Origin of the sequence: Devosia sediminis (assembly GCF_016411825.1) — a bacterium.
Taxonomy (GTDB): Bacteria; Pseudomonadota; Alphaproteobacteria; order Rhizobiales; family Devosiaceae; genus Devosia; species Devosia sediminis.
On record NZ_JAEKMH010000004.1, the window covers coordinates 194,287 to 220,092 of the forward strand.

The 25,806-nt window shown below is 62.0% G+C and carries 22 protein-coding genes; 6 read left to right on the top strand and 16 right to left on the bottom strand.

The window, feature by feature from the left end:
• The first annotated feature begins 87 nt into the window (after window positions 1–87).
• The 5 genes from JEQ47_RS16670 to JEQ47_RS16690 all read left to right on the top strand — a co-directional run bounded on the left by JEQ47_RS16670 (window position 88) and on the right by JEQ47_RS16690 (window position 6,934).
• On the top strand, window positions 88–2,151 hold the full coding sequence (locus JEQ47_RS16670) for a tellurite resistance TerB family protein (protein WP_198877553.1): 2,064 nt from the start codon (window positions 88–90) through the stop codon (window positions 2,149–2,151).
• Window positions 2,148–3,467: an ATP-binding protein gene (locus JEQ47_RS16675; protein WP_198877554.1), complete on the top strand. Its 1,320-nt coding sequence runs from the start codon at window positions 2,148–2,150 to the stop codon at window positions 3,465–3,467. The genes JEQ47_RS16670 and JEQ47_RS16675 overlap by 4 nt, the downstream gene beginning before the upstream one ends.
• Window positions 3,439–5,670: a DEAD/DEAH box helicase gene (locus tag JEQ47_RS16680; RefSeq protein ID WP_198877555.1), complete on the top strand. Its 2,232-nt coding sequence runs from the start codon at window positions 3,439–3,441 to the stop codon at window positions 5,668–5,670. The genes JEQ47_RS16675 and JEQ47_RS16680 overlap by 29 nt, the downstream gene beginning before the upstream one ends.
• Window positions 5,671–6,161: 491 nt before the next feature.
• Window positions 6,162–6,407, top strand: coding sequence for a hypothetical protein (locus tag JEQ47_RS16685; protein ID WP_198877556.1), 246 nt, complete (start codon window positions 6,162–6,164; stop codon window positions 6,405–6,407).
• Window positions 6,404–6,934 carry a hypothetical protein gene (locus JEQ47_RS16690; protein WP_198877557.1) on the top strand — a complete coding sequence of 177 codons (531 nt, stop codon included), beginning with the start codon at window positions 6,404–6,406 and terminating at the stop codon, window positions 6,932–6,934. Before JEQ47_RS16685 ends, JEQ47_RS16690 begins: the two co-directional genes overlap by 4 nt.
• 213 nt (window positions 6,935–7,147) lie before the next feature.
• Here JEQ47_RS16690 and JEQ47_RS16695 read toward each other — a convergent pair whose 3' ends face one another.
• The 8 genes from JEQ47_RS16695 to JEQ47_RS16730 are packed head-to-tail and all read right to left on the bottom strand — an operon-like array spanning window position 7,148 to window position 15,208.
• On the bottom strand, window positions 7,148–7,657 hold the full coding sequence (locus tag JEQ47_RS16695) for a RidA family protein (protein WP_198877558.1): 510 nt from the start codon (window positions 7,655–7,657) through the stop codon (window positions 7,148–7,150).
• Window positions 7,658–7,694: 37 nt separating this feature from the next.
• Window positions 7,695–8,660 (bottom strand): ABC transporter ATP-binding protein, encoded by a 966-nt coding sequence (locus tag JEQ47_RS16700; protein WP_198877559.1) that lies wholly within the window; start codon window positions 8,658–8,660, stop codon window positions 7,695–7,697.
• Entirely contained in the window at window positions 8,657–9,646 is a 990-nt protein-coding gene (locus JEQ47_RS16705) for an ABC transporter ATP-binding protein (RefSeq protein ID WP_198877560.1), read from the bottom strand. The genes JEQ47_RS16700 and JEQ47_RS16705 overlap by 4 nt, the downstream gene beginning before the upstream one ends.
• Complete coding sequence (locus JEQ47_RS16710) at window positions 9,643–10,761, bottom strand: amidohydrolase family protein (protein ID WP_198877561.1); 1,119 nt, start codon at window positions 10,759–10,761, stop codon at window positions 9,643–9,645. Before JEQ47_RS16710 ends, JEQ47_RS16705 begins: the two co-directional genes overlap by 4 nt.
• 8 nt (window positions 10,762–10,769) lie before the next feature.
• Window positions 10,770–11,618 carry an ABC transporter permease gene (locus JEQ47_RS16715; protein ID WP_198877562.1) on the bottom strand — a complete coding sequence of 283 codons (849 nt, stop codon included), beginning with the start codon at window positions 11,616–11,618 and terminating at the stop codon, window positions 10,770–10,772.
• Complete coding sequence (locus JEQ47_RS16720; RefSeq protein ID WP_198877563.1) at window positions 11,611–12,531, bottom strand: ABC transporter permease; 921 nt, start codon at window positions 12,529–12,531, stop codon at window positions 11,611–11,613. The genes JEQ47_RS16715 and JEQ47_RS16720 overlap by 8 nt, the downstream gene beginning before the upstream one ends.
• Before the next feature lie 23 nt (window positions 12,532–12,554).
• On the bottom strand, window positions 12,555–14,156 hold the full coding sequence (locus JEQ47_RS16725) for an ABC transporter substrate-binding protein (protein WP_198877564.1): 1,602 nt from the start codon (window positions 14,154–14,156) through the stop codon (window positions 12,555–12,557).
• 38 nt (window positions 14,157–14,194) lie between these two features.
• Entirely contained in the window at window positions 14,195–15,208 is a 1,014-nt protein-coding gene (locus JEQ47_RS16730; protein ID WP_198877565.1) for a 1-aminocyclopropane-1-carboxylate deaminase/D-cysteine desulfhydrase, read from the bottom strand.
• A gap of 70 nt (window positions 15,209–15,278) precedes the next feature.
• On the opposite strand from JEQ47_RS16730, the gene JEQ47_RS16735 reads away from it, so the two are divergent.
• On the top strand, window positions 15,279–16,052 hold the full coding sequence (locus JEQ47_RS16735; RefSeq protein WP_198877566.1) for an IclR family transcriptional regulator: 774 nt from the start codon (window positions 15,279–15,281) through the stop codon (window positions 16,050–16,052).
• A gap of 470 nt (window positions 16,053–16,522) precedes the next feature.
• Here the strand turns inward: JEQ47_RS16735 and JEQ47_RS16740 are convergent, their stop codons facing one another.
• The 8 genes from JEQ47_RS16740 to JEQ47_RS16770 form a co-directional block, all read right to left on the bottom strand.
• Window positions 16,523–17,212 (bottom strand): response regulator, encoded by a 690-nt coding sequence (locus JEQ47_RS16740; protein ID WP_198877567.1) that lies wholly within the window; start codon window positions 17,210–17,212, stop codon window positions 16,523–16,525.
• Window positions 17,209–19,893: a DUF4118 domain-containing protein gene (locus JEQ47_RS21105; protein WP_328769408.1), complete on the bottom strand. Its 2,685-nt coding sequence runs from the start codon at window positions 19,891–19,893 to the stop codon at window positions 17,209–17,211. The genes JEQ47_RS16740 and JEQ47_RS21105 overlap by 4 nt, the downstream gene beginning before the upstream one ends.
• Before the next feature lie 6 nt (window positions 19,894–19,899).
• Window positions 19,900–20,487 (bottom strand): potassium-transporting ATPase subunit KdpC, encoded by a 588-nt coding sequence (gene kdpC, locus JEQ47_RS16750; RefSeq protein ID WP_198877568.1) that lies wholly within the window; start codon window positions 20,485–20,487, stop codon window positions 19,900–19,902.
• Between the two features lie 13 nt (window positions 20,488–20,500).
• Window positions 20,501–22,555, bottom strand: coding sequence for a potassium-transporting ATPase subunit KdpB (kdpB, locus tag JEQ47_RS16755; RefSeq protein ID WP_198877863.1), 2,055 nt, complete (start codon window positions 22,553–22,555; stop codon window positions 20,501–20,503).
• 19 nt (window positions 22,556–22,574) lie between these two features.
• On the bottom strand, window positions 22,575–24,284 hold the full coding sequence (gene kdpA, locus JEQ47_RS16760) for a potassium-transporting ATPase subunit KdpA (RefSeq protein ID WP_198877569.1): 1,710 nt from the start codon (window positions 24,282–24,284) through the stop codon (window positions 22,575–22,577).
• 15 nt (window positions 24,285–24,299) lie between these two features.
• Entirely contained in the window at window positions 24,300–24,419 is a 120-nt protein-coding gene (locus JEQ47_RS21205; protein WP_407931790.1) for a potassium-transporting ATPase subunit F, read from the bottom strand.
• Between the two features lie 164 nt (window positions 24,420–24,583).
• Window positions 24,584–24,754 carry a hypothetical protein gene (locus JEQ47_RS16765; protein ID WP_198877570.1) on the bottom strand — a complete coding sequence of 57 codons (171 nt, stop codon included), beginning with the start codon at window positions 24,752–24,754 and terminating at the stop codon, window positions 24,584–24,586.
• Window positions 24,751–25,764 (bottom strand): GNAT family N-acetyltransferase, encoded by a 1,014-nt coding sequence (locus tag JEQ47_RS16770; RefSeq protein WP_198877571.1) that lies wholly within the window; start codon window positions 25,762–25,764, stop codon window positions 24,751–24,753. Before JEQ47_RS16770 ends, JEQ47_RS16765 begins: the two co-directional genes overlap by 4 nt.
• Window positions 25,765–25,806: the final 42 nt, after the last annotated feature.

Sequence of the window (25,806 nt, forward strand, 5' to 3'; positions counted from 1 at the left end):
GCCACGACCCCGACCGACTTGAACCGTGCGCGCAGGGCAGGAAAAAAGGCGGCGGACGAGGCGAGATGGGTGAGGCCGGGGGAGGCGGTGAAGGTCGGCCCGTTCCATATAGATTCCGGGATGTTCTACTTGGGAAAGGTCCTTCCCGGACAACGGGAAGGGACCTGCGGCAACTGCGTCGTGGACCCCGGGGCGACCCTCCCCTCGTCGGGCCTGGACACGTCTGGAACGTCGCTTCCGTATTGGCCCTCCTACCAGTCGTGTACCCCCACGGCGCGCCGCACCTATCTCGATTGGCTTGCCGGAGGTCGCGAAGACCCCGGAATAGGCATCGGTTACGTCTTCCTGTTCTTCTACGGTTTGGAGCGACGCCTGCTGATTGACGGCGCGCGTGAAGAGACAGCTACCATCGTCGCGGAAATCCGGAGGCTGCTCGATCTCCACGGCACCAACGCTTCCTTCAGGAACCATGCCAACCGACTTCTGGCGGCAGTGGGCCAGACGGGCGGGCTCCCGGTAGTGCGCCCGGTGCCGTCGATCGAGCTTCGCAGGGGGTATGAACTGCCGATGGACGTCAGGTCCTATCTCGGGCGTAAGGTCGGTGCAGGCAAGCCTCTCGAGGCAGAGGACGCCCTCATGTGGATCTTGGGGTTGCCGGACACCAACCTGACGACGCCCGCGAAGCGATGTTTCGACGAGCTCGTCAAGCTTTGGGGCATCCGTTTCGCAGCTAGGTATCCGGCGGGTTTGCCAATCACGGCACCGAAGACCCGCCTGAAGATGGAATACCGCTCCGCAAGCAACGGCTTCACCGTCCAGATCGAAGCCAGGGACGAGAGCGGCCCAATACCGGATATTGCCGCGGTGACGGCGCCCCTGTCGGGTTTGCGCGACCTTCTGGCCGCCTGTTCCGACGAGTTGAGCGCATACAGCAGGCTTCTCGGCCGCAACCCCGAAGCGCGGGGAACCCTGGATGCGGAGATGCTGCTCCCTCGGGAGCTTGTCGGCACGACGGCCATGGCCGAGATGCGAAACCGGGTCGAACTACTGCTTGCCGGACGCAACGCCGCCCGAACCACGGTCGGCCTGCTCGCCGAAGCCTTGGCCCTGGATATATCGGGACCGGAAAGGATCGCGTCGGCAATCTCCAACCGCATCGGTGCCTACCTCGATCGGCTGGATATCGGCTTCGAACCCGATCGTCGCTACGGCGCCGCGCCACTGATGACAGGCGGCCATGTCGTGCTGTTCAAGTCGTCGGGCGGGGGGCCGGTGGACGGTGAAGCCGCGGCGTTTTCCGCGGCCCGCGCGATGGTGGACGTGGCAGCCCTCGCGGCTAGCGCCGACTCCAGGATAGACGGCGGCGAGATAGAAGCGATCACGGGGGACATCCGGAACATGGCGGGCCTGGGCGGAGTGGAACGGGCCAGACTGATCGCATACGCGACCACTCTGCTCGCGGACACGTCGATGCACAAGTTCGCCCTCAACAAGCTCAAGACCCTCGATGCCTCGGCAAGGCTTTCGGTATTGAATTCCGCGACCGGAGCTATCCTTGCCGACGGACATGCCAGTCCCGCGGAGTTGAAGTTCCTGGAGCGCCTGCACAAGGCGATGGGCCTCCCGACCGAAGGCGTCTACGCCATGCTGCACCGTGGCGCCGTCGTGATCGACGAACCGGTGCCCGTCGCCCCCGAGCGTCGGACCGCGGGCATACCGATACCTCCCCCTCCGTCGCCCCCTTCGGAACCCGAACGGGCGCAGGTGACGATCGATACGTCGAGGCTAGAGCGCCTACGCTCGGAGACTTCGGCGGTTTCCGAGCTGCTTGCCGGCATCTTCGTCGAAGAGGAAGAGCGCACGGCGGCACCGCCTGGGCCACCCGTCGAAGTCGCCGATGGCACCCTGTTCGCCGGCCTCGACGTCGCGCATTCCGAATTGCTGCGGACGGTGCTTAGAGGGGAAGCCTCCGACCGCGTACGGTTTGACGCCGCTGCCAGGCATCTGCGCCTATTGCCGGAGGGAGCGATCGAGCGGATAAACGACTGGGGTTACGATCGGTTCGAGGAGCCGATCCTGGAGGGCGACGACGAGTTGTCCATCGCGCCGCACATCGTCGACCAGTTGAAGGAATCGGAATCAGCCGCATGAGTGCAGTCCTTTCCATAAAGCCGCGGGAGCGGGACGTCATTCTCCAGGCCCTGTCTGCCGGCGTAGTGCCGCGTGCAGGCTTGCGCCATGTCCAGGTCGGGCGCGCGGCGGAGATCACGGCCATGGTGCGCGACATCGAGCGCATCTCCGAGGGCGGCTCGGCCATGCGGTTCGTCATCGGCGAGTACGGTGCGGGCAAGACGTTCTTCCTCAACCTCGTTCGGTTGATCGCGCTCGAGCGCAAATTCGTCACGATACATGCGGATCTCGCGCCGGACCGTCGGGTACACGCTTCGGCGGGTCAGGCCAGGGGCCTCTACGCCGAGGCGGTCCGCAACATGGCCACGCGAAACAAGCCTGACGGCGGCGCGCTCGGCAGCATCGTCGAGCGCTTCGTCACCGACTGCATGGACGAGGCATCGCGGCGGGCCGTTTCCGTGGAGGCGGTGATCGACGAAAGGCTGGCCCGGTTGCAGGAGCATGTCGGCGGATACGACTACGCCACCGTGCTCAAGGCATACTGGCGGGGCAGCGAGGACGGGGACGAGCTATTGAAGGCCGCGGCTCTCCGGTGGCTGCGCGGCGAGTACTCGACCAAGACCGAAGCCCGACAGGCCCTCGGCGTGCGCAACATCATAGACGACGGCGATGTCTACGACGCGTTGAAGCTGTTGGCCGCCTTCGTGACGCTGGTAGGGTACTCCGGACTTCTCGTGGTGTTCGACGAGATGGTGAACATCTACAAGCTCCAGAGCAGTCAGGCCCGTAACCAGAACTACGAGCAGATCTTGCGTATGCTCAACGACGTCCTGCAAGGGAACTTCGGGGGTATCGGCTTCGTCTTCGGCGGCACGCCGGAGTTCCTCATGGACACGCGTCGGGGCCTATACAGCTATGCAGCGCTCCAGTCGCGGCTGGCGGAGAACGCCTTCGCGAAGAACGGTCTGGTCGATTTGTCGGGCCCGGTCTTGCGCCTGCAAAGCCTCACTCCCGAAGACCTGCTTATCCTGCTTTCCAATATTCGCTCGGTCTTCGCATCCGGCGACCCCGAGCGGCATCTCGTTCCCGACGAAGCGCTGCCGTCCTTCATGGCCCACTGCAACAGGCATGTCGGCGAAGCCTATTTCCGTACGCCGCGCAACACGATCAAGGCCTTCGTTCAGTTCCTGGCTGTCCTCGAGCAGAACCCCGGCACCGGCTGGACGGACCTCATCGACGCCGTCGAAATAGCGGCCGACGCCGAGATGGGCAGCGAGGGGTCGGACCAAGATGGTCAGGGGTCGGGAGATGACGAGCTCGCCTCCATCCGGCTCTGACCGGCAATCGGCCTTCGACAGGCTCGACCCTGAGATCCGCCGGTGGATCTGGGAGCAGAAGTGGGAGGAATTGCGGGATGTACAGGACCGCGCGATATCGGCTGTCCTGGATGGCTCGTCCGACGTGCTGATCGCCGCCGCCACGGCGGCCGGCAAGACGGAGGCGGCGTTCCTCCCGATCCTGACGGCGACGGCGGGTCGAAAGGAGCGCGGATTCTCGGTACTCTACGTCAGCCCCCTCAAGGCGTTGATCAACGACCAGTTCCGGCGCCTCGACCAGCTATGCGAGAGGCTGGGTGTCGACACGGTGCGGTGGCACGGCGACGCGCCGCAGTCGGCGAAGGACCGTGCTCGCCGCAACCCCCGCGGCGTCATGCTCATCACCCCGGAGTCAATAGAAGCCATGCTCGTGAGGCGGCCGGGAGAAGCCAAGGCGATGCTCGGAAGCATGGACTTCGTCGTAATCGACGAACTCCATGCCTTCATGCGTGGACCGCGGGGCCTTCACCTCGCCAGTCTGCTCCGCAGATTGGACGCGCTCGGCGGCAAACGGGCGAGACGGGTGGGCCTCTCGGCGACCATCGGGGACCTGCACAAGGCCGCCGCCTGGCTGAGCCCGCATGCGCCGTCTTCCGTGGCCATCGTGCAATCCGGCTCCGACGCGCCGGAGCTTCGCCTGCAGATCAGGGCCTATGTCGATCCCGTGGATACCGAGGACCCCGATGCCCTGGAAGTCGACGGCAAGTCTATCGCCCTGGACCACATAGCCGACCACATCTTCGAAAACCTGCGCGGATCGAATAATCTCGTGTTCGGAGGCTCCCGCCGACGCGTCGAGGCGGTCGCGGACCGTCTCCGCGCGCGCTCCGAGCGCGCGGACGTGCCGAACGAATTCTTCCCTCACCACGGTAGCCTATCAAAAGAACTGCGCGAGGAGCTCGAAGCGCGGCTCAAGAGTTCCGAGCTTCCCACCACCGGCATAGCCACGACGACCCTGGAGTTGGGTATAGACATAGGGTCGGTGAAGTCTGTGGCGCAGATCGGCGCTCCGCGCTCGATCGCCTCGTTGCGGCAGCGGCTGGGCCGCAGCGGCCGCCGGCAGGGCGTGCCGGCGGTTCTCCGGATATACGTTCGCGAGCGCACCGTTCGACTGGATGGCGATCCTCTCGACAGTCTCCGCCTCGAGGTCGTGCGAGCGGCGGCCGCGATCCGTCTACTGTTGGAGAAGTTCGTCGAGCCACAGAGTCCCGAAGGTGCGGTGGCGACCGTGGTCCTGCATCAGACCCTTTCGGTCATAACGCAGGTCGGCGGCGACCGGGCGGACAGGTTGTATGAGGCCGTCTGCGGCGCCGGTCCCCTTTCCACATTTCCCAAGCAGGACTACGTCACCTTGCTCAGAGCAATGGCCTCGCCGGAAGCGGGTTTGGTCGAGCAGGCTCCGGACGGCACCGTCATGCTCGGCAGGAACGGGGAACGGTTGACTTCGGGTCGGGACTTCTACGCGATCTTCTCGACGGACCAGGAATGGCGGTTGGTGACCGCCGGCAGGACGCTCGGCACGATGCCGATCTCCAACCCGGTCGGCGTCGGCGGCATCGTCTCGTTCGCAGGCCAGCGTTGGAAAATCGTAGCGGTCGACGACGCCGCCAAGGTCATCGAGGTCGCGAGACACGCGTCAGGCAAGATACCCAAGTTCGACGGCGTCGCGAACGAACCGGTCCACGATCTGCTGTCGGAAAGGATGCGCGACATCCTCGCCTCCGATGACATGCCCGCGTACCTTGACGCCAACGCCGCCGCATATCTGCTGGAAGGCCGGCAAGCCTTTCGCGATATGGAACTGGATAGGACCCGCGTGCTGCGCGCGGGCCGCGACACGCATGTCCTCACATGGACCGGTACCGAGATGAATTCGGTATTGGCTCTCGCCCTCGCTTCGGCAGGCCTGGAGTGCTCGGTCCTCGACATAGGCGTCACCGTCGTCGACGCCAGTCCTGTCGAAGTCGCGGGAATGCTCGGGCAGATCGCCGCAGCACCGCCGTCACTGGAAGACCTGTCAGAATTCGTCATGAACCTGCGGACAGAGAAGTATGACGACTATGTGCCCGAAGGTCTGTTGCGTCGAACTTGGGTAGCGGCCCGTCGCGACGAGTCTTTACGGCTGAGAGACCTTGCGTCCCTCCTATGCCGAGACCAAGGATAGCCGGCGTTGCCTTCGAGCGTAGATCCTGGATCGCTTCGCAGACCTTCCTCTGCCGGCAACGGACGTGTTCCTTGCCTTTGAACGAGCCGGGCAAAGACACCTTCTATGACGATGGCCCTGAAGGCTACACGGACTATGATAAGCTGGCGCCCGGACCCTGAAGCTCTTGCGCACGTCCGTGTCTCACGGCACGCCGATGGCCAGAATGAAGCTCCTTGTTTCGTGCCGATAGCCGATCATCGGGTCTTCTTCCTAGCCGATCTTGCCATCCTCGTGCCCTGCTAGACCAAGAAGAGTGTCGGACGACCGTACGAAAGCAGTCGAGCGCGTTTCTAGCATGGAGTACGGGAGCACCTTGATTGCACTCCATCCCGGCTGAGAATCTCGTCCCTTGAACAATGTCGCAACCCTAAGTTCAAGCAAGTCTGCACGCTCGCATGCCGACATCGAATCTGTTTCGATGGGGTTTCCCGGGTGAAAGGATCAGGACGATGGCCAAGCCGCCCTTCTACGGCGACCTCCCGAGGGGTCAAATAGGAAATCCACTGGCGGGTTTCGGGACCACGAATCTGCGTGACGCCATGTTAGCCAAGGCGATGCAGGACCTCGAAGCGCGTTCCTTCGGAACTGCCAACCTGCGTGACGCGATGCGTGCGACAGGACCCGCGCAGCAGACGACACGGCAGGGCGGCACTCCCTCCTGCGCGCAGAAACCCGCCGATTCTGACAAGAAGTGAACGCGGAATACATCGCGGCGTTCTCTGGCATTGCCGCCGCGGCCTTCGCGGGTGTCGGGCTTATATTCGCGGGGCTGCAGACGCGACAGGCAAGCCGAAGCAGGGATTTCGATACGCTATCGGGGATCCTCGAACACATGCGCGTTCTCGAACGAAACCTTGCTGACGCGGTGGTGTCGGGCGACGAGAAGAAAACCAATTCAGCCACAGTCGAACTGCTCAATTGGATTGAGCTGCTGGCCGCCGGTACCAGGATGCGTCTCTTGGGGCAGGCCAGCCGCGAGTTCTCCCGTGACCTAATCGTCGACGTGATGGCGATGCTGGAGGTTTACGGTCTCGCCAGCCATCTGGATGGGCGCCTTACGGGGGAAGCCTACAAACACTCCCTCGCATTCCTGAAAACGAACCGCTCGGCGATTGAAGCGCGGCGGTCAGTCATGCGCAGGCAGGATGCTGACCTGCCGGAGCGCCTAACAGAAAATGTGTCTTCGAGCGAAGGAGGTAATCGCCAAGTTCGGACCAATTGAGTGATCTGAGGGCTGGAAAGGGCCTGTCAATCATGGGGTGGGTTGCGGACAGGCAGCTTCTGACACGCACATATCGAGAAGCAGACGTTAGCTGGCCCAGCACATCGGCGCCCAGATAGCGTCAGTTCCAGGCGATTAGTGGCTTGAAAGTGCTCAGTGGCTACTATTTCTGCCAAAGGGTGAAATGCAAGAATTGTGACTTGCTACTGTCTCTTACCAGTCCCGCAGCGCGACAACGGCTTCGATTTCCACGCTGATATTGTCGGGCAGCGAGCCCAAACCGACCGAGCTGCGCGCATGCTGGCCGATGTCGCCGAACACCGATACGAAAAGGTCGGAGCACCCATTAATTACCTTGGGATGCTCGGCAAACTCGGGAACGGCGTTGACCATCCCGAGGACCTTGACCACCCGCCTTACTCGCGAAAGATCACCAAGAGCTTCTCGCATGACTGCTAGCAAGTTAAGGCCCGTTAGCCGAGCGTGAGCGTAGGCCTGATCGACACTGACATCTTGACCTACCCTGCCGGTGTGGAGAAAGCCGTTAGCCTCACGCGGCCCTTGGCCGGAGAGATACAGAATGCCTCCCTCGATCACATGCGACACGAAATTGGCGATCGGCGGCGGCGATGGCGGCAGCACAAGGCCCAGACGAGCCAGCCGATCTTCTGGAGTTGCAGTATTGTCGAAGGCCAGCGGGGCGGCGGCGGTTGCATCAGTCATGGATATCCCAATCGTCATTTCTTTGGCGCAGCCTGCGTTAGGCGGCGTGATGGCACGCTCCCTGCGTGCCTCCGGCAAGGGGCCGCAACGCCGGCAACTGCTGGCGGCAGACGTCGGTGGCGAGGGGGCAGCGCGGATGGAAAGCACATCCGGTTGGTGGATTGAGCGGACTAGGGATTTCGCCCCGCGGCACGCGCTTTTTGCTTAGGCGCCGCGCCGGGTTGGGCTTCGGCAGCGCATCCATCAAAGTACGGGTATAGGGATGCCCCGGATTGGCAAACAAGTCACTCGTTCTGCCGATCTCCACGATCCTCCCGAGATACATGACGGCCACCCGGTCACTGATATGGCGGATTACGCCAAGGTCATGCGACACGAACAGATAGGACAGGCCCAGCTCTTTCTGAATGTCGACCATAAGGTTGACCACCTGCGCCTGGATCGAAACGTCGAGGGCGGAAACCGGCTCGTCGGCAACGATCAGCGCCGGATTGAGCGCCAGCGCCCGGGCGATGGCGATTCGCTGACGCTGACCTCCCGAGAAAGCGGCGGGGGTATTGCGCATCTGGTCTGCACGCAGGCCTACCCGCTCCATCAGCTCGACGACACGTGCGCGGCGCTCGCTCTTCGAGCGCATACCGTGCACAAGCAGCGGTTCGGCAATGATGTCCTCGGCGGCTTGCCGCGGATCCAGAGAACCGAACGGGTCCTGGAACACCATTTGCACGCGCTTGCGCAGCATCTTCATGCGCGAGAATGAGACCTTGTTGATATCCTCGCCCTCGAGCACCACCGCACCGCGCGTCGGCTCGACCAGCCGAACGACCATCTTGCTGACGGTGGACTTGCCACATCCTGATTCCCCGATCAGGCCCAGCGTCTCCCCCGCACCGATCTTGAAGGAAACATCGGTCACCGCATGGACAGTGCCGATGCTGTTTCCAGCGCTGTTGGTGACGGCGAAGTGGCGGGTCAGGCCCTCAACTTCGAGCAAAGCGCTCATATCTCGGCCTCCACCGGATGCCAGCACGCCACTTGATGACCTGGCTGAATATCGACAAGTGACGGGCGGCTGTCTTGGCATTGCTGGGTTGCCCGGCTGCAGCGCGGCGCAAAAGCACAGCCCTTGGGCAGGTTCCACAGGGCCGGTACCGAACCGGGGATTTCCACCAGCCTGCCTCGCCCTTCACCTGGCATCGCTTCGTCACGCGGAATCGCGTGCAGCAGACCCACCGTGTAAGGATGGCGCGGCGTGGCGAACAATTGCTCGGTGCTGGTCTGCTCGACGATACGGCCGGCATACATCACGGCAACGCGGTTTGCCGTCTCGGCAACAACCGCCAGATCGTGGGTGATCAGGATCGTCGCCTTGCCCAGTTCGGCCTGCAGGTCGCGCAGGGTATCGAGAATTTGCGACTGTGTGGTCACGTCGAGCGCGGTTGTCGGCTCGTCGGCGATCAGCAGGTCCGGATCGCAAGCCAGTGCGATGGCGATCATCACACGCTGCCGCATGCCACCTGACATCTGGTGGGGGTAGTTGTCATACCGGCTTTTAGGATCAGGAATACGCACCAACGCGAAGATTCCCTCGACGCGCGCCCGGGCCTCATGCGCCTTGAGCCCCTTGTGCAGTTCGAGCACTTCAGCCACCTGCGGCCCCACCCGCATAGTCGGGTTCAGTGACGTCATCGGCTCCTGGAAGATCAGCCCGATACGATTGCCTCGCAACTTGCGCATGGTGGTTTCGTCGGCGCGGGCTAGGTCGATGCCATCAAAATAGATCGCTCCACTAGTCACCGCCGCGACCGGGTCAGGCAGCAACCCCATGATCGAGAGTGCCGTCATGCTCTTGCCCGAGCCAGACTCACCCACCAGCGCCAGGATTTCTCCCTGCGCCACGGTGAGGCTGATGTCTGACAGCACATCGAAAGAACGATCTTGGGTCGTAAGGTTGACGGTCAATCCCTCGACCGCAAGGACATTGCTCATTGGGTTGCGGCCTTGGCCAGTGCCGGAAAGATGGCGCGGGCATTGTCGCTGAGAATAGCCTGCCGATCCGCGTCTGAAAGGTAGTCGCTGTAACGCGTAAAATAGGTCAACGACTGCCCATAGGTACAGTAGCGGTCGACGTTAGGCGCATCCGAGCCCCAGATAAAGCGCTCCACCCCGAAGGCATCGATCAGCTGGCGAATATGGCCATGGGCCTTTGGGTAGGGATATTCCTGACGACCGCCCCAGGCAATGGGATAGAGTATTTCGCTGGAAACGCAGGCTTCGCGCATCAGCGTATTGAGCACTGATGGCAGTTCCAGCCGCTCGTCCGTATCGGCGTAGAGCGAGGTCGGAATGCCATGCACCAGCACATGGTGGATGTCGGGGAAGCGTTCGCAGATATCGGCCAGGTGGCGCATTTCGTCTTCATAGCTGCCGACCGGCGACTTGCCCGACTGCACCCAGCACACGGGCAGCCCGCTGGCCTCCACCATCTTCCAGAACGGATCATAGGTGCGGTCCGAATGCATCGGCTGGTAGCCGCTGCGGAACATACCGGTCGTGGTGAAATACACACCGGTCATTCCAAGGCGGCCGATCTGATCCTCAAGGCGCTTCAGTTCGGCATCGGTATAGGCAAAAGCCTCTTCGACCTGCGCCAGCCCGACGAAACGGTCCGGATAGGCCTTGGCGGCTTCCGCAAAAGCCTCCGCTAGGTTGCCGTAAATGTGGTCATTCTGCAGCACGGCCGTCTGCACCCCCGCATAGTCCATGATCGCCACCAGGCGCTCGGCGGTCATCGACAGGTCGTCCATCCAGGGCGGCAGGAACTGCACATAACCGGCATCGGGCCCACTGCCCCATTCATAGCGCCCGAATGTCCCGACCCGGAAATCGACATCCTTGCGACCTGCGGGGGACGGATCGTTCACATCCCATAGCGGGCGCTCGGCGATCAGGCTCTGGTCCGACTGCCGCCGATAGGGCTGGTTGCCATGCATGTGCATTGCCCGCTGCTGATGCAGCAGATGCGTTGCGGCATCGGCAAATCCAGCGGCGCTGGCAGCGGCGGGGAAAATGTGCGCGTGGCAGTCCACGATGCCGTAGCTCATGACGGTCTCTACTTCTCTAGATTGGGATCGAAGAAATCACGCAGGCCGTCACCGAAGGTGTTGAAGGCCAGCACGAGCAGCGAAATAGCTATGCCCGGCGCCATGATCAGATGCGGCGCCACGGTCAGGAACTCGCGGCTCGCGCCCAGCATGGTGCCCCATTCAGGCGCAGGCGGCTGTACGCCGAGCCCGAGGAACCCCAGTGCCGAACCGATCAGCACCGCCTGCCCAGCATTAAGGCTCAGCTCGATGATGATTACCGTTAGCGCATTGGGCAGCACGTGGTGCAGCAGGATGCGCCAGTGGCTCATGCCAATAGTGACCGACGCCGCAACGAAGTCCTCTTCCTTGAGCTCGATGACCTTCGAACGTACGAGCCGCGCCAGCGGCGGAATAAAACTGGCCGTGATGGCGATGGTCAGCCCCATCGCGCTCGAACCGGCCACCGAAGCAATGGCGATGGCCAGGACGATATTGGGCACGGTCAGCAGCAGGTCGATGATGCCGCTGAGAACACGGTCGACCTTGCCGCCGAAATAGCCGGCAACCGAACCAAGGGCGACGCCGCCGATACCGGCCAGAAGCACCGAGCTCAGCGCAATGCTGACCGTGTAGCCTGTGCCAGCCAGGATGCGCGAAAAGATATCTCGCCCGATATTGTCGGTGCCAAGCCAGTGAGTGGCCGATGGCCCCTCGAGCAGGGCGAACAGGTCCTGTTCGGTAGGGTCATAGGGCGCCAGCATCGGGCCAAAAATGGCCAGGAAGATGAAGAAGCCCAGCAACGAGCTGCCGAACCACAGATAGACATTGTGGGTGCGCCGGAAGCGGCGCGGCGCGGCGGCCGGAATATCAGCCATAGCGGAGCCTCGGATTGATGAAACGGTACAGCAGGTCGACACCGATATTGATCAGCATGAAACCAATGACGAAGATCAGCGTAATGGCCTGCACCAGGGTGTAGTCGCGCACCGAGATGGCCGTCAGCATCAGGTCGCCGATGCCCGGCCAGGCGCATAGCCGCTCGATCACCACCGAGCCGCCGAGCAGGTAGCCGGCCTGCAAACCGATGATCGTCACCGTGGGGATCAGGACGTTGCGCAGCACATGGCTGACAAGAATGGCATGCGAGCCCAGCCCCTTGGCCCGGGCCGTGCGGACGTAGTTCTTGCGCAACTCCTCGATCACCACGCCTCGCGTCATGCGGGCAACCAAGGCGATCAGGCGAGCAGATAGCGCCAGCGTCGGGATCACCAGCGACAATATGCTGTCGGCCCCAAAGCTCGGCAGGATTCCGAGGCTGACGGAAAATACCGCGATCAGCACCATGCCCAGCCAGAAGTTGGGAACGGCCAGCAGCCCCACAACCGAAAACGAGATCACCAGGTCGGGCCAGCGATTGCGGTTGGCGCCGGCAATGATGCCTGCCGGAATTCCGATGACAATCGTCAGCAGGATGGCGGATGCGGTCAGCGCAAGGGTAGCCGGAATGCGGCTCAGGATATGAGGCAGCGGATTGCCGCGGAAAGTGGTCGAATAGCCGAAATCCCCCTGCAGAAGGCCCGCAATATGGCGGATGAACTGCTCGGGTAATGGCCGGTCGAGGCCGAGCGCAATGCGAATGGCATCGATCTCGGCCTGCGTGGCAGTGGCTCCAGCAACGAAGGACGCTTCGTCGCCGGGCACCGATTTGAACAGCAGGAACAGGATCAGCACGACACCGAACGCGACCAGCGGGATGGAGGCAATTCTCCGAAGGAGGAACCTGAGCATGGCTGGTCGTATCCGTTGTCGATCTAGATCTTGGCGTCGCGCAGCGTGGTGAATACGATGGGCATCACGGCCACACCGCTGACGCTCTTGCGGGCCGCGGAAACGTTCTCGTTGACCTGCAGCCACACATGCGGAGCGTCGGCCCAGATGATGTCCTGCGCTTCCCCGAGTGCGGCAAGGCGATCGGCCTCGGCCGGCGCGGTGTCTGCCAGGTTGAGCAGTTCATCGACGCGGGGATTGTTGTAGCGACCGGCATTCCAAACGTCCGGCTTGCCATTGTCATCCGCATTGGACTTGAACAGCGACGCCAGGTGGTAGGTGCCCGAAGCGTTGGAGGGGTTGAAGCCGAACATGGCCAGGTCCCAGACCATGCTGGCCTTGTCCTGGCGCAGATAGTCCCAGTAGGCGCCCTTTTCGATCTTGGTGATCACGGCCTCGACGCCGATCTGCTTGAGCGCGCCGGAGACGATTTCTGCGACAGCGACGTCGCCGGGGAATAGGCCTTCGGGAACATAAAGCGCCAGGCTGAGCCGCGCACCGTCCTTTTCTACGATGCCATCAGCGCCGGGCGCATAGCCGGCTTCGGCCAGAAGGGCCTTGGCCTTTTCCTGGTCATAGACCAGCTCGCCCACGCTCTTGTGGCCGATCGCGTCAAACGCCAGCGGGGAATCGGGTGCCTGGGCGTAACCGAAGAATACCTTCTCGGCGATGGTCACGACCGGCACGGCGAGGTTGAGCGCCTGGCGGACCTTGACCTCGCTGAGTGTAGGACGGGTCAGGTTGATGATCAGCCCGATCGGGCGCAGGCCCGGACGATTGATGACTTCGATATCAGCGTTGCCAGCGAGCTGGCTGACGAGCTGGACCGGCACGGAATCGATGATGTCGACAGCGCCCGTGGTCAGCGCGCTGATGCGCGTTGCAGGTTCTGCGATGAACTTGAAGACGATCCGGTCAGCGCCGGGCTTGCCGCCCCAATAGCCTGCAAAGGCCTTGAGCGTCAGCTCCTGGCCGGGGCTGAAAGCCTCCAGCTCGTATGGACCAGCGCCCACCGGGTTCTGGGCAAAGCCGTCTTCGCCGAACTTTTCGATGGCTGCGGGGGAGACAATGGCGCCTGAGCCGTGTGCCAGCGTGTTGGGGAGCTGGGCGAACGGGGCCGAAGTGGTGATGACCACGGTCGTGTCATCGGGCGTTTCGACGCCCGAGATGGGGTCCCAGAGCGGACGGTTGGTGGTGTTGATGTCCTTGTTCATCATCCGCTCGATGTTGAACTTGACTGCTGCTGCATCCAGCGGCGTACCGTCATGGAACGTCACACCAGACCGAAGCGAAATGGTGCAGGTTTGGAGGTCTTCGCTCATTTCGTAGCTCTGGGCGAGCTGGGGCACGATCTTCATGTCGGCATCGAAGTCGAGCAGGCGATCAAACAGCAACAGCGCCGCTTCATAACCGCCCGGGTAGCCGGTAAATGCGCCATGCGCCGGATCGAGCGTCAGGATCGACGTGCTCTGGCCATAGGTGATGGTGCCCGATCCCGATTGTGCAAATGCACGAAGTGTAGTTGCTGGCAATGCCGCCAGTGCGGCCGCCCCGGCGGCTGCGGTCAAAAATTGTCTGCGCTGCATTAGTCTCTCTCCCTTGTTTGCCTCTCGACGCGGATGCGTCAGAGCCAGAGTTCATTCCATGTGAAAACTGCCGGCGTGCCGCCGGTGTGGACGAAAACCACGATGTCGCTGCTGTTGAACCGCCCCTCTCGAATATGCGCCACGAGGCCTGCTGCGGCCTTACCGGTGTAGATGGGGTCCAGCACGATACCTTCGGTGCGCGCAAACAGGCGCACGGCCTCGTCGCCGGCGGCGCTGGGAATGCCATAGGCCTGGCCGACGAAGTTATCGAAGCTGGTAATGTCCGATTCCTCGATTACGAGGTCGAGGCCCAGCGCCGCAGCGCTTTCGTTGGCTATCGCAGCGGTGCGGGATGGAATGTGGAACTCATCGGTCGCTGGGACGCCATGCATGGCAAAGGGCAGCCCGAGCAGCTTCTGCGCCAGGATAATACCGGCCGACCCCTTCCCGCTCGAAGACATGTAAAAATAGTTCGGCGTCAGGTCGTTCTTCTGCAACTGCGAGACGACTTCGAGCGTGGTCTCTAAATAGGCCACTGCCGAAGCGACATCGAACATAGGATTGTCATTCAGGATGTGCGGACGCCCGCCGGTGGCGCGGACCTGCGCGGCCAGTTGGTCCAGCATCTGGCGCTGCACATGTCTGTCCGGTGCAAAATGCACGTCGGCGCCGAGCAGGTAGTCGATCAGCAGATTGCCCTGCACTTCGGCTGGCTTTGCCCCCTCGAGTACGAGGATCGCCTTGAGCCCGAGCTTGTTGCAGGCGCCTACAGTCTGACGTGCCGAATTGGATTGCAGGTCCAGACCGACAATTACCGTATCAGGCCTGTCGATCATTGCATGAGCTAAGCGGAATTCAAGATTGCGCAGCTTATTGCCACCCAGCGCCACACCCGTAAGGTCATCCCGCTTCACGAAGATGCGTGGGCCGCCCAGCACCTTGCTCAAATGCTTAGCTTCTTCAAGCGGAGTGTTCCGGAGGGCGATCGGCACTCGTGGCAGCGTGTCGATGCGCGCCTGAATTTCTGCCGGGGTCATGCGTAGCGCACCCATTGACTGTCTCGTATATTGGACATATGTACTATATCTTAGACACTGTACCATGCACAAGTGAAACTGCAAGATGGCAAATGACGTCATAGAGCCGACCGTATCCAGTGGGGGGGCGCGCGAACGCGGCATCAATCGCGTGCTGCAAGTTTTGGAGTTTCTTCATGCCCGTGGCGAAGGGGTGAAGATCGGCGCTTTGGCAAAGGAATTGCAGGCGCCACGGTCCAGCATCTACAATCTGGTCAGCTCACTTGCAGGCGCCGGGCTGCTGGAGATCAACGCCGCCGACAGCCGGGTGTTCTTCGGAAAGACCATGTATCTCTACGGGCTGAACTACATGCGCGAGAATCCCTTGGCCAAGCGCGCTCGGCTTGAGGTGGATCGCCTTGCCAAAGAGACCGGCGAGACCAGCGAATTCTGCATGCTGCAAAGCGGGCGCTACACTATCATCCACATGTGCCCAGGCTCGCGGCCGTTCCGCATTAGCTCGGCGGTGGGGCTACAGATACCCATCCCTTGGACCGCTTCCGGCCGCCTGTTGCTAGCGGGGCATTCCCCTGACCAGATCAGCCAACTCATCCATCCGCGGGACTTCTTCCTGCCCGACGGCCGGCAGATCGCAATCGATGATTTCCAAGTTGCCATCGCCCAAGCTCGAGATGACGGCTATTGCCTCACCAAGGGGCTGATTGATGCCTATACCCAGTGCCTTGCCGCACCAATCTACAACGCCGACGGCCAGGTAGACGCCACCATCTGCCTAGTCTTGCCGATAGATGCGGACGAGCATCGGGTGTGGGATCTGCGAGGGCAGCTGGTAGAGACCGCTAGTCGCCTGTCAACCTAATATAAGAACGTCGCACGAGAAGGACTGCCTGGCCAAACGTGATCCTCTAACTGCGCGATCGATCTCTCCCGCACTGAAGATGCTTTAACAGGAGCCACCAGGAAGCTGCGGCAGTGGCTCGTCGATCTTGGGCGGTACGTCAGCGAATGGCGTGAGGCCCGGCCCCTGACCCTGGATGTCCTTTCGTCTTGCCTGCGATGGGATCCTTCGCCGTGTCCCAGTGAACGAAACCGATGGGACAACTGCGGTAGGAAGTTCCACGCGGAAAGCGAACAACATGCCTAAGCGAGGCAATGATTTCTTCTTCGATGCTCACCTTCGCGAGTCACACCCACTTCGGGACCACCGAAGAGTCCCTAATGACATTGCAGCTCCTGAGCGCACCGGCAGCTTTCGGGAACTTGCGATATGACCCTGAACGGCAAAAACGGGGTCGACAGCGGTCTGACTGGTTGGATGAAACACGCATCTCAGCGACGAAGCCGGTACCCTATACCGGGCTCGGTAATTATATGCTGTGGTTCACTTGCATCTTGCTCGAGCTTCTGTCGTAATTGGCCGACGGCCACTCGCAGGTACTGCGTATCCTCAATGTGGGCCACGCCCCATACTGCAACCAGTAGCTCCTTGTGTGTGAGCACCTTGCCATGACCTGCGATTAGCCGGGTCAACAGCGCGTATTCTTTCGGGGGAAGCTTCACCTGCTCACCTCCTCGCACGACATATCTCAGATCGAGGTCCACCTCGATGTCTCCAAACACGATTTTGGACTGCACAGGCTGTGCCGCGGCGCGCTGACGGAGAGCGGCCTTTATCCTTGCCAAAAGCTCACCGATCCCGAACGGCTTCTCTACATAATCGTTGGCTCCGCGCTCGAAAGCCTCGATCTTCTCGCCTTCCTTATCTCGCGCAGAAAGGATCAGGATCGGTCCGTCGTAGAAGGTACGGGCCTTCACCAAGACGTCCTTGCCGTCCATGTCCGGAAGCCCGAGATCAAGAATGACCACGTCCGGGCTCCAGGTCGCGATTTCCCGTAGGCCTTGCGCACCGTTGTCGGCACGGAGGTGATGATACCCCGCCGCGTCGAGCGCAGGACCCAGAAACCTATGTATTTGAGGCTCGTCGTCGATGACGAGAATTCGTGCGAACAGCTGGTTCACTTGTCTTTCCAAACGTCGGCATTCGACTTGTTCAGGGCTATCAGCATGCGCGTTCCCTTGTCTCCGTGGATAGGGCTTGCGGCGACGATCGTGCCCCCCATGGCTTCTATGAACCCTTTCGTGATCGAAAGGCCAAGCCCGACACCCTTGCTGCGATCGGTCGGCTCTTCCAGCCGGCGAAACTTGTCGAAGACCCTTTCCAGCTCATCGGTAGGGATGCCCTTTCCTTCATCCTCGATGCTGATGATGACCTTCTTGCGATCTTCGTAGGCCGCAATGCTTATTTCGGTATGTTCGGGTGAGTAGGCGATGGCGTTCTCTAGGATATTGACGATTGCCTGCTCCAGAAGCCCCGGATCAATCGTGACCTTGGGCAGCTGCTGCGGAAAGTCGTAGGTGATGGAATGCTCTCCGATCCTGCGGCTCAGTCGAGCCGTGGCGGTCCGCAAAACGTTCTCGACGTTGGCTGACTCCAGACGCAGCTTTACGCCGCCTCCTTCCAGCCGGGTCATGTCCAGCAGATTGCGGATATAGTGGTTGAGGCGTTCCGCTTCTTCCCGAATGGATTCGAGCAGGTCCTGCTTGGTCGAGGCAGGTAGTTTGTCGCCGAGTTCGAGCAGGGTAGATGATGACCCCAATACTGTGGACAAAGGCGTCCTCAGATCGTGGGACACCGAGTTCAACAATGCGGAACGGAAGCGGTCGGAACGACGCAGAGTCTCGGCCTCGACCGCGTGCAGCGCAAATTCGGCGCGTTCGATTGCAACGCCACCGCTGTCGGCGAGTGCAGTCAGGAGCTTTTCCTGATCCGATCCCGGCAACATCGCGAGCGCCTCGATACCGACTACACCGGCGCGTTGGTTCACACCCTGAAGTGGACGAAAGGTCCAACTGGTCTGCGGCAACGTGCCGGTATTGTGCCCCGCTGCCTCGCCCCTTTCCCAAGTCCATCGTGCGGCAGCCATGCCTCCCGCTCCGAGAGCGTCCCTGTCCGGCGCACCGGCGACAACGACCAATTCGCCTTCTTGTGGCAATAGTACGATCGAGCGCGCGCCAGTCACTGCCGCCGTTTGCTCGGCAAGGGCTTGGGCAGCATCGGTGCGTGTGGGCGCGCGGGAAAATGCGCGTGTCGCAACTAGCAAGGCGGTGACGTCGCTCGTTCTTCTCTGCGCATCGCGTGCCCTGTCGCGCGAGCGCCCTGCGAGAAGACCGGTCGCAAGGGCAACGGCCATGAAAACGAAGAGGGTCAGGATATCGGTCGGCGAGCCGATGGCAAAGCTGTACCGAGGGCTGAGGAAGAGCAGGTTGTAGACGCCGAACGCGAAAATTGCTGCAACAAGACCCGGGGCCAAGCCGTGTATCACGGCAGCAGCCAGTACCGCGGCAAGGAATATCATGCCCAGATCGGCGCGTTCGAACTGCAGGTCGAGGAGGTAGGCCAGGCCGGTAGCACAACCGACATAGATAAGGCCCACGAGGTGCGGCAGCACCCGATTGCGATTGAAACCGCGCCACAACCAGCGCCGGCGCACCGCACCTTGCCCTTCATCGGGCTCGGTTACCACGTGTATCGCGACGCCACGGGCCGCCCGGAGCAGTTCGGCGGCCAAGGACATCCCGAGGAATTCCTTCAGACGATTGTCGGCTCCCTTTCCGATAACGATCTGGGTAACGTTGTTCTGGCCAGCGTAACGTAGAGCGGTAGAAACTAGATCGGCGCCGTTCATCACTACGGTCGTGGCCCCGAGCTGCTCCGCCAGCTTCAGGGCATCCGTCAGGCGCGAGGAGCGTGCCGCTTCGCCGTCTTCCTGGCGGCCCCGGGCGATATGGGCAACGATCCAGGGAGCATCCTTCATGGTGTCCGAAAGGCGCCGCCCTTGCCGGACGAGGGCACCGGCCATCGTGTCGTCGGCAACTAGGACGAGAATGCGATCGTTCGCCGCCCAGGGACCCTCAAGACCTTTGACCCTCATAGCTGCATTGAGCTGGTCGTCGACCGTCTGCGCTGCGCGACGAAGCGCAAGCTCGCGAAGCGCCGTCAGGTTCTCCGGCTTGAAGAAGTTGTCCGCGGCAAGACGAGCGGTCTCAGGGACGTAGACCTTGCCGGCGGCCATTCGTTCGCGCAATTCGGCAGGAGTAATGTCGATGACTTCGATGTCGTCGGCTCGGGATAACGCACTGTCGGGCACGGTCTCCCTCTGACGTACGCCGGTAATCTTGAGGACGACATCCACCAGGCTTTCGAGATGTTGGACGTTGAGCGTCGTCCAGATATCTATGCCGGCGGCCAGCAGTTCCTCTACGTCCTGCCAACGCTTGGGATGTCTCGAGCCCGACGCGTTCGAATGGGCGTATTCGTCGACGATGAGCAGTTCGGGCCGGCGCTCGAGGGCACCGTCGATATCGAACTCGAGGAGCGTGCGACCGCGGTGTTCGATGGGGCGCCTAGGTAGCACGTCCATGCCACGAAGAAGGCTCTGCGTTTCCTTGCGACCGTGCGTCTCGACGAGGCCGATGACCACGTCGAGACCCTCGGCTTTCCTGCGCCGCGCCTGGCGCAGCATCTCATAGGTCTTTCCGACGCCCGGCGCCATTCCCAGGAAGACCTTGAGCCTGCCTCGTTGTGCTCTGCCATGTTCAGCAAGAAGAGCTTCGGGATCGGGGCGCCGGACGTCTTCCACTGCGGTCTACTCCGTCGTCGTCGCTTGAGGCTGCGCGGCATCCAAGGCGAGGTTGGTGATCAGGACGTTCACGCGAGGTTGTCCGATGAAACCAAGCAAGGCCGCCGAGGTGTTCTCAGCGATGATGGCAGACACTGCCGATGCCTCCATGCCGCGTGCCAGGGCTATGCGGTCCACTTGAAGGGCTGCGAACTGCGGCGAGATTTCTGGATCGAGGCCCGAGCCTGACGTGGTCACCGCGTCGGGTGGGATGTCACCCGTCGGTGCGTACTCGCGGATCGCCGCAACATCACTCGAGACCCGATCGATCAGGTCCTGGTTGAGCGGCCCGAGGTTCGAACCCGACGATCCCGCCGCATTGTACCCGTCTCCGGCTGCCGATGGGCGCGGCCAGAGATATTGCGGACCGGTCGTCACCTGGCCGATGAGCGTGGACCCGACGACCTCGCCCTGTGCGTTCCGGACCAGGGAGCCTTCCGCCTGCCCTGGAAAGAGGGCCCCGCCGGCAAGGGTGACCACCGCCGGATAGGCGCCACCGAGAAGAAGGGAGAACAGCAGCATCGAAACGATTGCCGGTCTGGCTTGATTGAGCATTTCAAGTTTTCCTTTATGCGAGGCCAAGAACCGTCAGGGCGACGTCGATGATCTTAATGCCGATGAAGGGGGCAACGAGACCGCCCAAGCCGTAGATCAGGAGGTTGCGCGACAGCAGTGCACCGGCACCGACGGCCCGGTACTTCACGCCTCGCAGCGCGAGCGGGATCAACGCGATGATGACCAGGGCGTTGAAGATCACTGCAGAGAGGATCGCGCTCTCGGGACTGGTTAGTCCCATGATGTTGAGGGCCTGCAGCTGCGGCAGCACCACGACGAAAAGAGCCGGGATGATGGCGAAATACTTGGCGACGTCGTTGGCGATCGAGAAGGTGGTGAGAGCACCGCGGGTAATGAGCATCTGCTTGCCGACTTCGACGATCTCGATGACCTTGGTCGGATCGCTGTCAAGGTCGACCATGTTGCCGGCTTCTCGGGCCGCCTGAGCACCGGTCTGCATGGCGACGCCGACATCGGCCTGAGCGAGCGCCGGCGCGTCGTTGGCGCCATCGCCGCACATGGCGACCAAGCGTCCCTTACCCTGTTCTTCTCGGATTAGACGCAGCTTGTCTTCCGGGGTCGCCTCGGCGAGGAAGTCGTCGACACCGGCCTCCGCAGCAATCGCGGCGGCGGTCACCGGGTTGTCGCCCGTGATCATCACTGTACGAAGACCCATCTTGCGGAGATCTGCGAAGCGTGCGGCGACGCCAGGCTTGACGACGTCCTTGAGATGGATGACGCCGATCAGGGTCTTGCCTTCGGCGACGGCGAGCGGCGTGCCGCCGGACCGTGCCACGCGTTCGACGGCCTGGCGGAACTGTGCGGGCGCTTCGGCATCGGTCCTGCCCGTGAGCTTGAGGATGGCGTCAACCGAGCCCTTGCGCCAGACCTTGCCTTCCGCGTCGATGCCGGAAAGTCTTGTCGTGGCCGAGAACGGGATGATGGTGCTGTTGGCCGGAGCCTGGATGTCGATGCCGCGATTTCTTGCGAGCTCGACGATGGATCGGCCTTCAGGGGTTTCGTCGCCGAGCGATGCCATCACCGCGGCCCGGAAGGCGACGTCCTCGCGGACCCCGGGTGCGGCGATGACTTCCGTCGCCATGCGATTGCCGAAGGTGATCGTCCCCGTCTTGTCGAGGAGCAACGTGTCGACGTCGCCTGCCGCTTCGACGGCGCGGCCCGAGGTCGCCAGCACGTTGACCTTGAGCAGGCGGTCCATGCCGGCGATACCAACAGCCGACAGCAAGCCGCCGATGGTGGTCGGAATCAAGCAGACGAAGAGAGCACCCAAAACGACCGGGTCGAGTTCGATCCCCGAATAGGAGGCGAAGGCCAGGAGGGTCACGACAGCGATCAGGAAGATCAGGGTCAGGCCGGCGAGCAGCACCGCGAGCGCGATCTCGTTGGGCGTCTTGCGCCGATCGGCGCCTTCCACCATGGCGATCATGCGGTCGAGGAATGTGGACCCCGGCTGCGCGGTCACGCGGACCTTAATCCAATCGGAGACCACTGTCGTGCCACCGGTCACGGCGGAACGATCGCCACCGGACTCGCGGATCACCGGAGCGCTTTCGCCGGTGATGGCGGCTTCGTTCACCGATGCGACGCCTTCGATGATCTCCCCGTCGACCGGAATGACATCGCCCGCCTCCACCAGGATTATCTGTCCGAGGCCTAGCTCGTGAGCGGGCGTCGGGACCACCAGTCCCTGCTTCTCGTCGACGATGAGCTTGGCCTTGGTCGTGGTGCGGGTCGCCCGGAGGGAGTCGGCGGCAGCCTTGCCGCGCCCTTCGGCGATGCTCTCGGCAAAATTCGCGAATAGCACCGTCGCCCAGAGCCATGCGGCGATGGCGATAGCGAAGCCCGCTTCGGTGCCGGCACCTATCGCGACCAATGCCGAGATCGTGGCCAGGACGGCGACCAGTTCGGTGGCCAGAATGACCGGATTGCCGAAGAGCTTGCGTGGATCGAGCTTGACGAAAGAGTCGGCGAGTGCCCGCGTCAGAGTGGCGGGAGTAAGGCTCCCGCCGAGCCGCGACGGGCCGTTGCCCTGGCTGTCGAAGTCCATTGTAGACATGATGTTGACCTCAGTTGGCGGCGACCGCTTCGAGCACCTGGAAGTGCTCGACGATCGGGCCGAGGGCAAGCGCCGGGAAATATTGCAGCGCGCCCAGGATGATGATGACGCCGACGAGCAGGCCAATAAAAAGCGTGCTGGTGGTCGGCAAGGTACCGGCGCTCGGCGCCAGCTTGGGTTTGTTGACCATGCTTCCAGCGATCGCCAGGACAGCGACAATGGGAATGAAGCGGCCAAGGAGCATGGCCAAACCCAGCGTCGTGTTCCACCAAGGAACGTTGGCCGAGATGCCGCCGAATGCGGACCCGTTGTTGGCAGTCGCGGAAGTAAAGGCGTAGAGCAACTCGCTCAAGCCATGCGACCCCGGGTTGAAAAGGCTGTCGAGACCGCCCGGCCACACGACCGTCAAAGCGGAGAAACCCAAAGTCGACAGTGGTACGACGAGAAGAGCCACCATGGCGTACTGGATCTCGCGTGCCTCGATCTTCTTGCCCAGGTACTCCGGCGTACGCCCGACCATCAATCCAGCGACAAACACCGATAGCAGCGCCATCACGACCATGATGGCAATGCCCGATCCGATACCGCCGGGCAGAATCTCGCCCAGCATCATCAGCAGCATCGCCATGCCGCCACCGAGAGGCATCATGCTGTCGTGCATGCCGTTGACCGATCCGTTCGAGGCGCCGGTCGTCTGCGCTGCCCAAGCGGCGGTCGAAGCGATTCCGAAACGCGTTTCCTTGCCTTCCATATTGATTGGGTTCTCGATCCCTGCGGCAACCAGTGCAGGAGCGGGCTGCGCCTCGGCTGCATAGATGACCGCGGCACCGGCACCGAGGATCAGGATGCCGGCAGTGGCCAGGGCGCGGATCTCCTTGCGTGCGAAGGCAGAGCGACCGAACGCGAAGAAGGCGGCCCAGCCGAGCGTGTTGATGGCAATGGCCGTGATGAGGTTCGTGAAGGGGCTCGGGTTTTCGAAGGGGTGCGCCGAGTTGGCGTTGAAGATACCGCCGCCGTTGATGCCGAGCTGCTTGATGGCAAGCTGGCTCGCCGTCGGCGCGACCGAGATCGTCTGGCTGGAACCGTCGAGTGTCGTTGCGGTGACCGATGCAGCGAAGTTTTGCACTACGCCCAAACCGATTAAGGCGACTGCCAAGACGATCGAAAGCGGTAAGAGCACATAGAGTGTGGTGCGCACCAGATCGGCCCAAAAGTTACCGATGCCTTTTTCTCGATTGCCGGCAAAAGCGCGTGCCAGCGCCGCGGCGATTGCCGCACCGGTTGCTGCCGAGACGAAATTCTGCGTCGTGAGACCGACCATTTGAGTAAAGTGGCTCATGGTGGACTCGCCGCCATAGCTCTGCCAATTGGTGTTGGTGACGAAGCTGACCGCAGTGTTGAACGCCAGGTCGGGGGAGACGCCCGCAAATCCCTGCGGGTTGAACGGCAGGATGCCCTGCAACCGCAGCATGGCGTAGAGAAGCACGAAGCCGAAGAGATTGAACGCGATCAACGAAGCACCGTATCCCAGCCAGCCTTGAGACTTGTCGGGGTCGATACCACTCGCGGAATAGAATAGGCGCTCGACCGGCTTCAATACCGGGTCGAGCCAGGTACTTTCCTTGTTCCAGACGCGCGACATGAAAATACCCAAGGGCCAGCCCAGTGCCAGGGCCAGACCCAAGGTGAGGGCGATCTCCGCCCAACCTTGCCAGTTCATTTTTCTGAGTTCTCGCTAGAGTTTGTCGGGCCGGAAAAGAGCGACGACCATGTAGACGGCGATTGCGAGGGCGCCGAGACCCCAAAGCCAGGTGAGCATGGCGCTACACCCGCGCCAGAAGCCGCGCGAGGGCATAAGTCAGGACGAAAAATCCTGCGCCCAGCGCCAGAAAGAAGATGTCGAACATGTCGAGCCTCCGTTGAAGAGGTCCGCACATTCCGCCCGATGCGCGTAAAGTTTCCATATGGAAGATGAAGGCGCACATAAAGCCGGCATAAAGAAAAGGCGCCCGGAGGCGCCTAGGTCAGGACGATGAGGGCGCCGATCGTTATGATGATCGGTACGCAGATGATGGCGATCACGAGCAAGGCGCCGAAGTCGGCGTCCATCCTCTCCTTGTCGCTTTTGTAGTTAAGCTGCGGACTGAAGATGTGGGTCTTCGCCTGACGGAAGATGGTCCACCAGCTCATAGTGGACGACCGACCATAAGGTGATCGCTTGCGGCGAGCTGTCCCATGGCAAGGCGCAATTCCGCAGCGGTCGCAACCATCGGATCACCTGGATCGTCGAAAGTCGTGACGTCATGTACCCGGAACAGATAGCCATCGAACCCGTCTACGATGTACCAGGTCGGCTTGTCGCCGGAGAGGCGTGGCAGCGCCAAGCGCAGCAGGCAAAGGTGCGATCTGGACAGATGGCCGAGTATGCGTTCCGGGGTCAGTCCTGCCGCATCTTCGATGATAGTCTCTCGGCGCGAGGGCTCCAACCGCATGCGGACATCGTCGGCGATATCGGCGTCCATCCAAACGGTGAACCCGCGTCGGGCGGCAGCGATCGCGAGGTTCGTGGCATCCGGTTCCTGCCGGCTGTCTTCGACCTCGTGGCTGATTACCTGTCGGGCCCTTGGCGTCAGGAGCATGGAAGCGTCGATCGAGCCCATCGCGAGCAGCAAGGATTGCGCCGCGGCCTCATCCCGGGTGACAGGCATATTCTGCGGAACGCGAAGATCGCTGTAGCTATGGGAGACGTGGTCGTCCCAGAGTCCGAAGCACCAAAGACCGCCTCCGAAGGATTTGAAGCCACTATGATCGTAGAGGGCTGAGAGGCCGATCTGGCCGTGGTCGGTGGCACGTACGATAGCCGCTCCCTCCGACCGCCCGCGCCCAACGAGAGTGTCGGCGAGCAGTTGCGCCACGCCTCGACGGCGGGCGTCGGGCGCCACGCACAAGTAGGTAATCGTGGCTTCGGGAGCCCTGGGAAGGTGCTCGACGATGCCGATACCGACGACGATGTTGCATTCCGTCGCCACGAGGACATGGCAGTCCGGTCGTTTGATTTCGGCCCGCCACCAGTCGTCGCTCATTCGAGCGTCTTCGGGCAGGCGTTCGCTGAAGTGCTTGATGCCGACCAGGTCCGCCGGCACAGCGGCATGAAGTCGGGCGAAGGTCTGGTAACGGGCAAATGCATGACGCATGGACATGGGGTCAGCTCGTCAGAAAGTTTTAGTCGATATTTGAGGGAA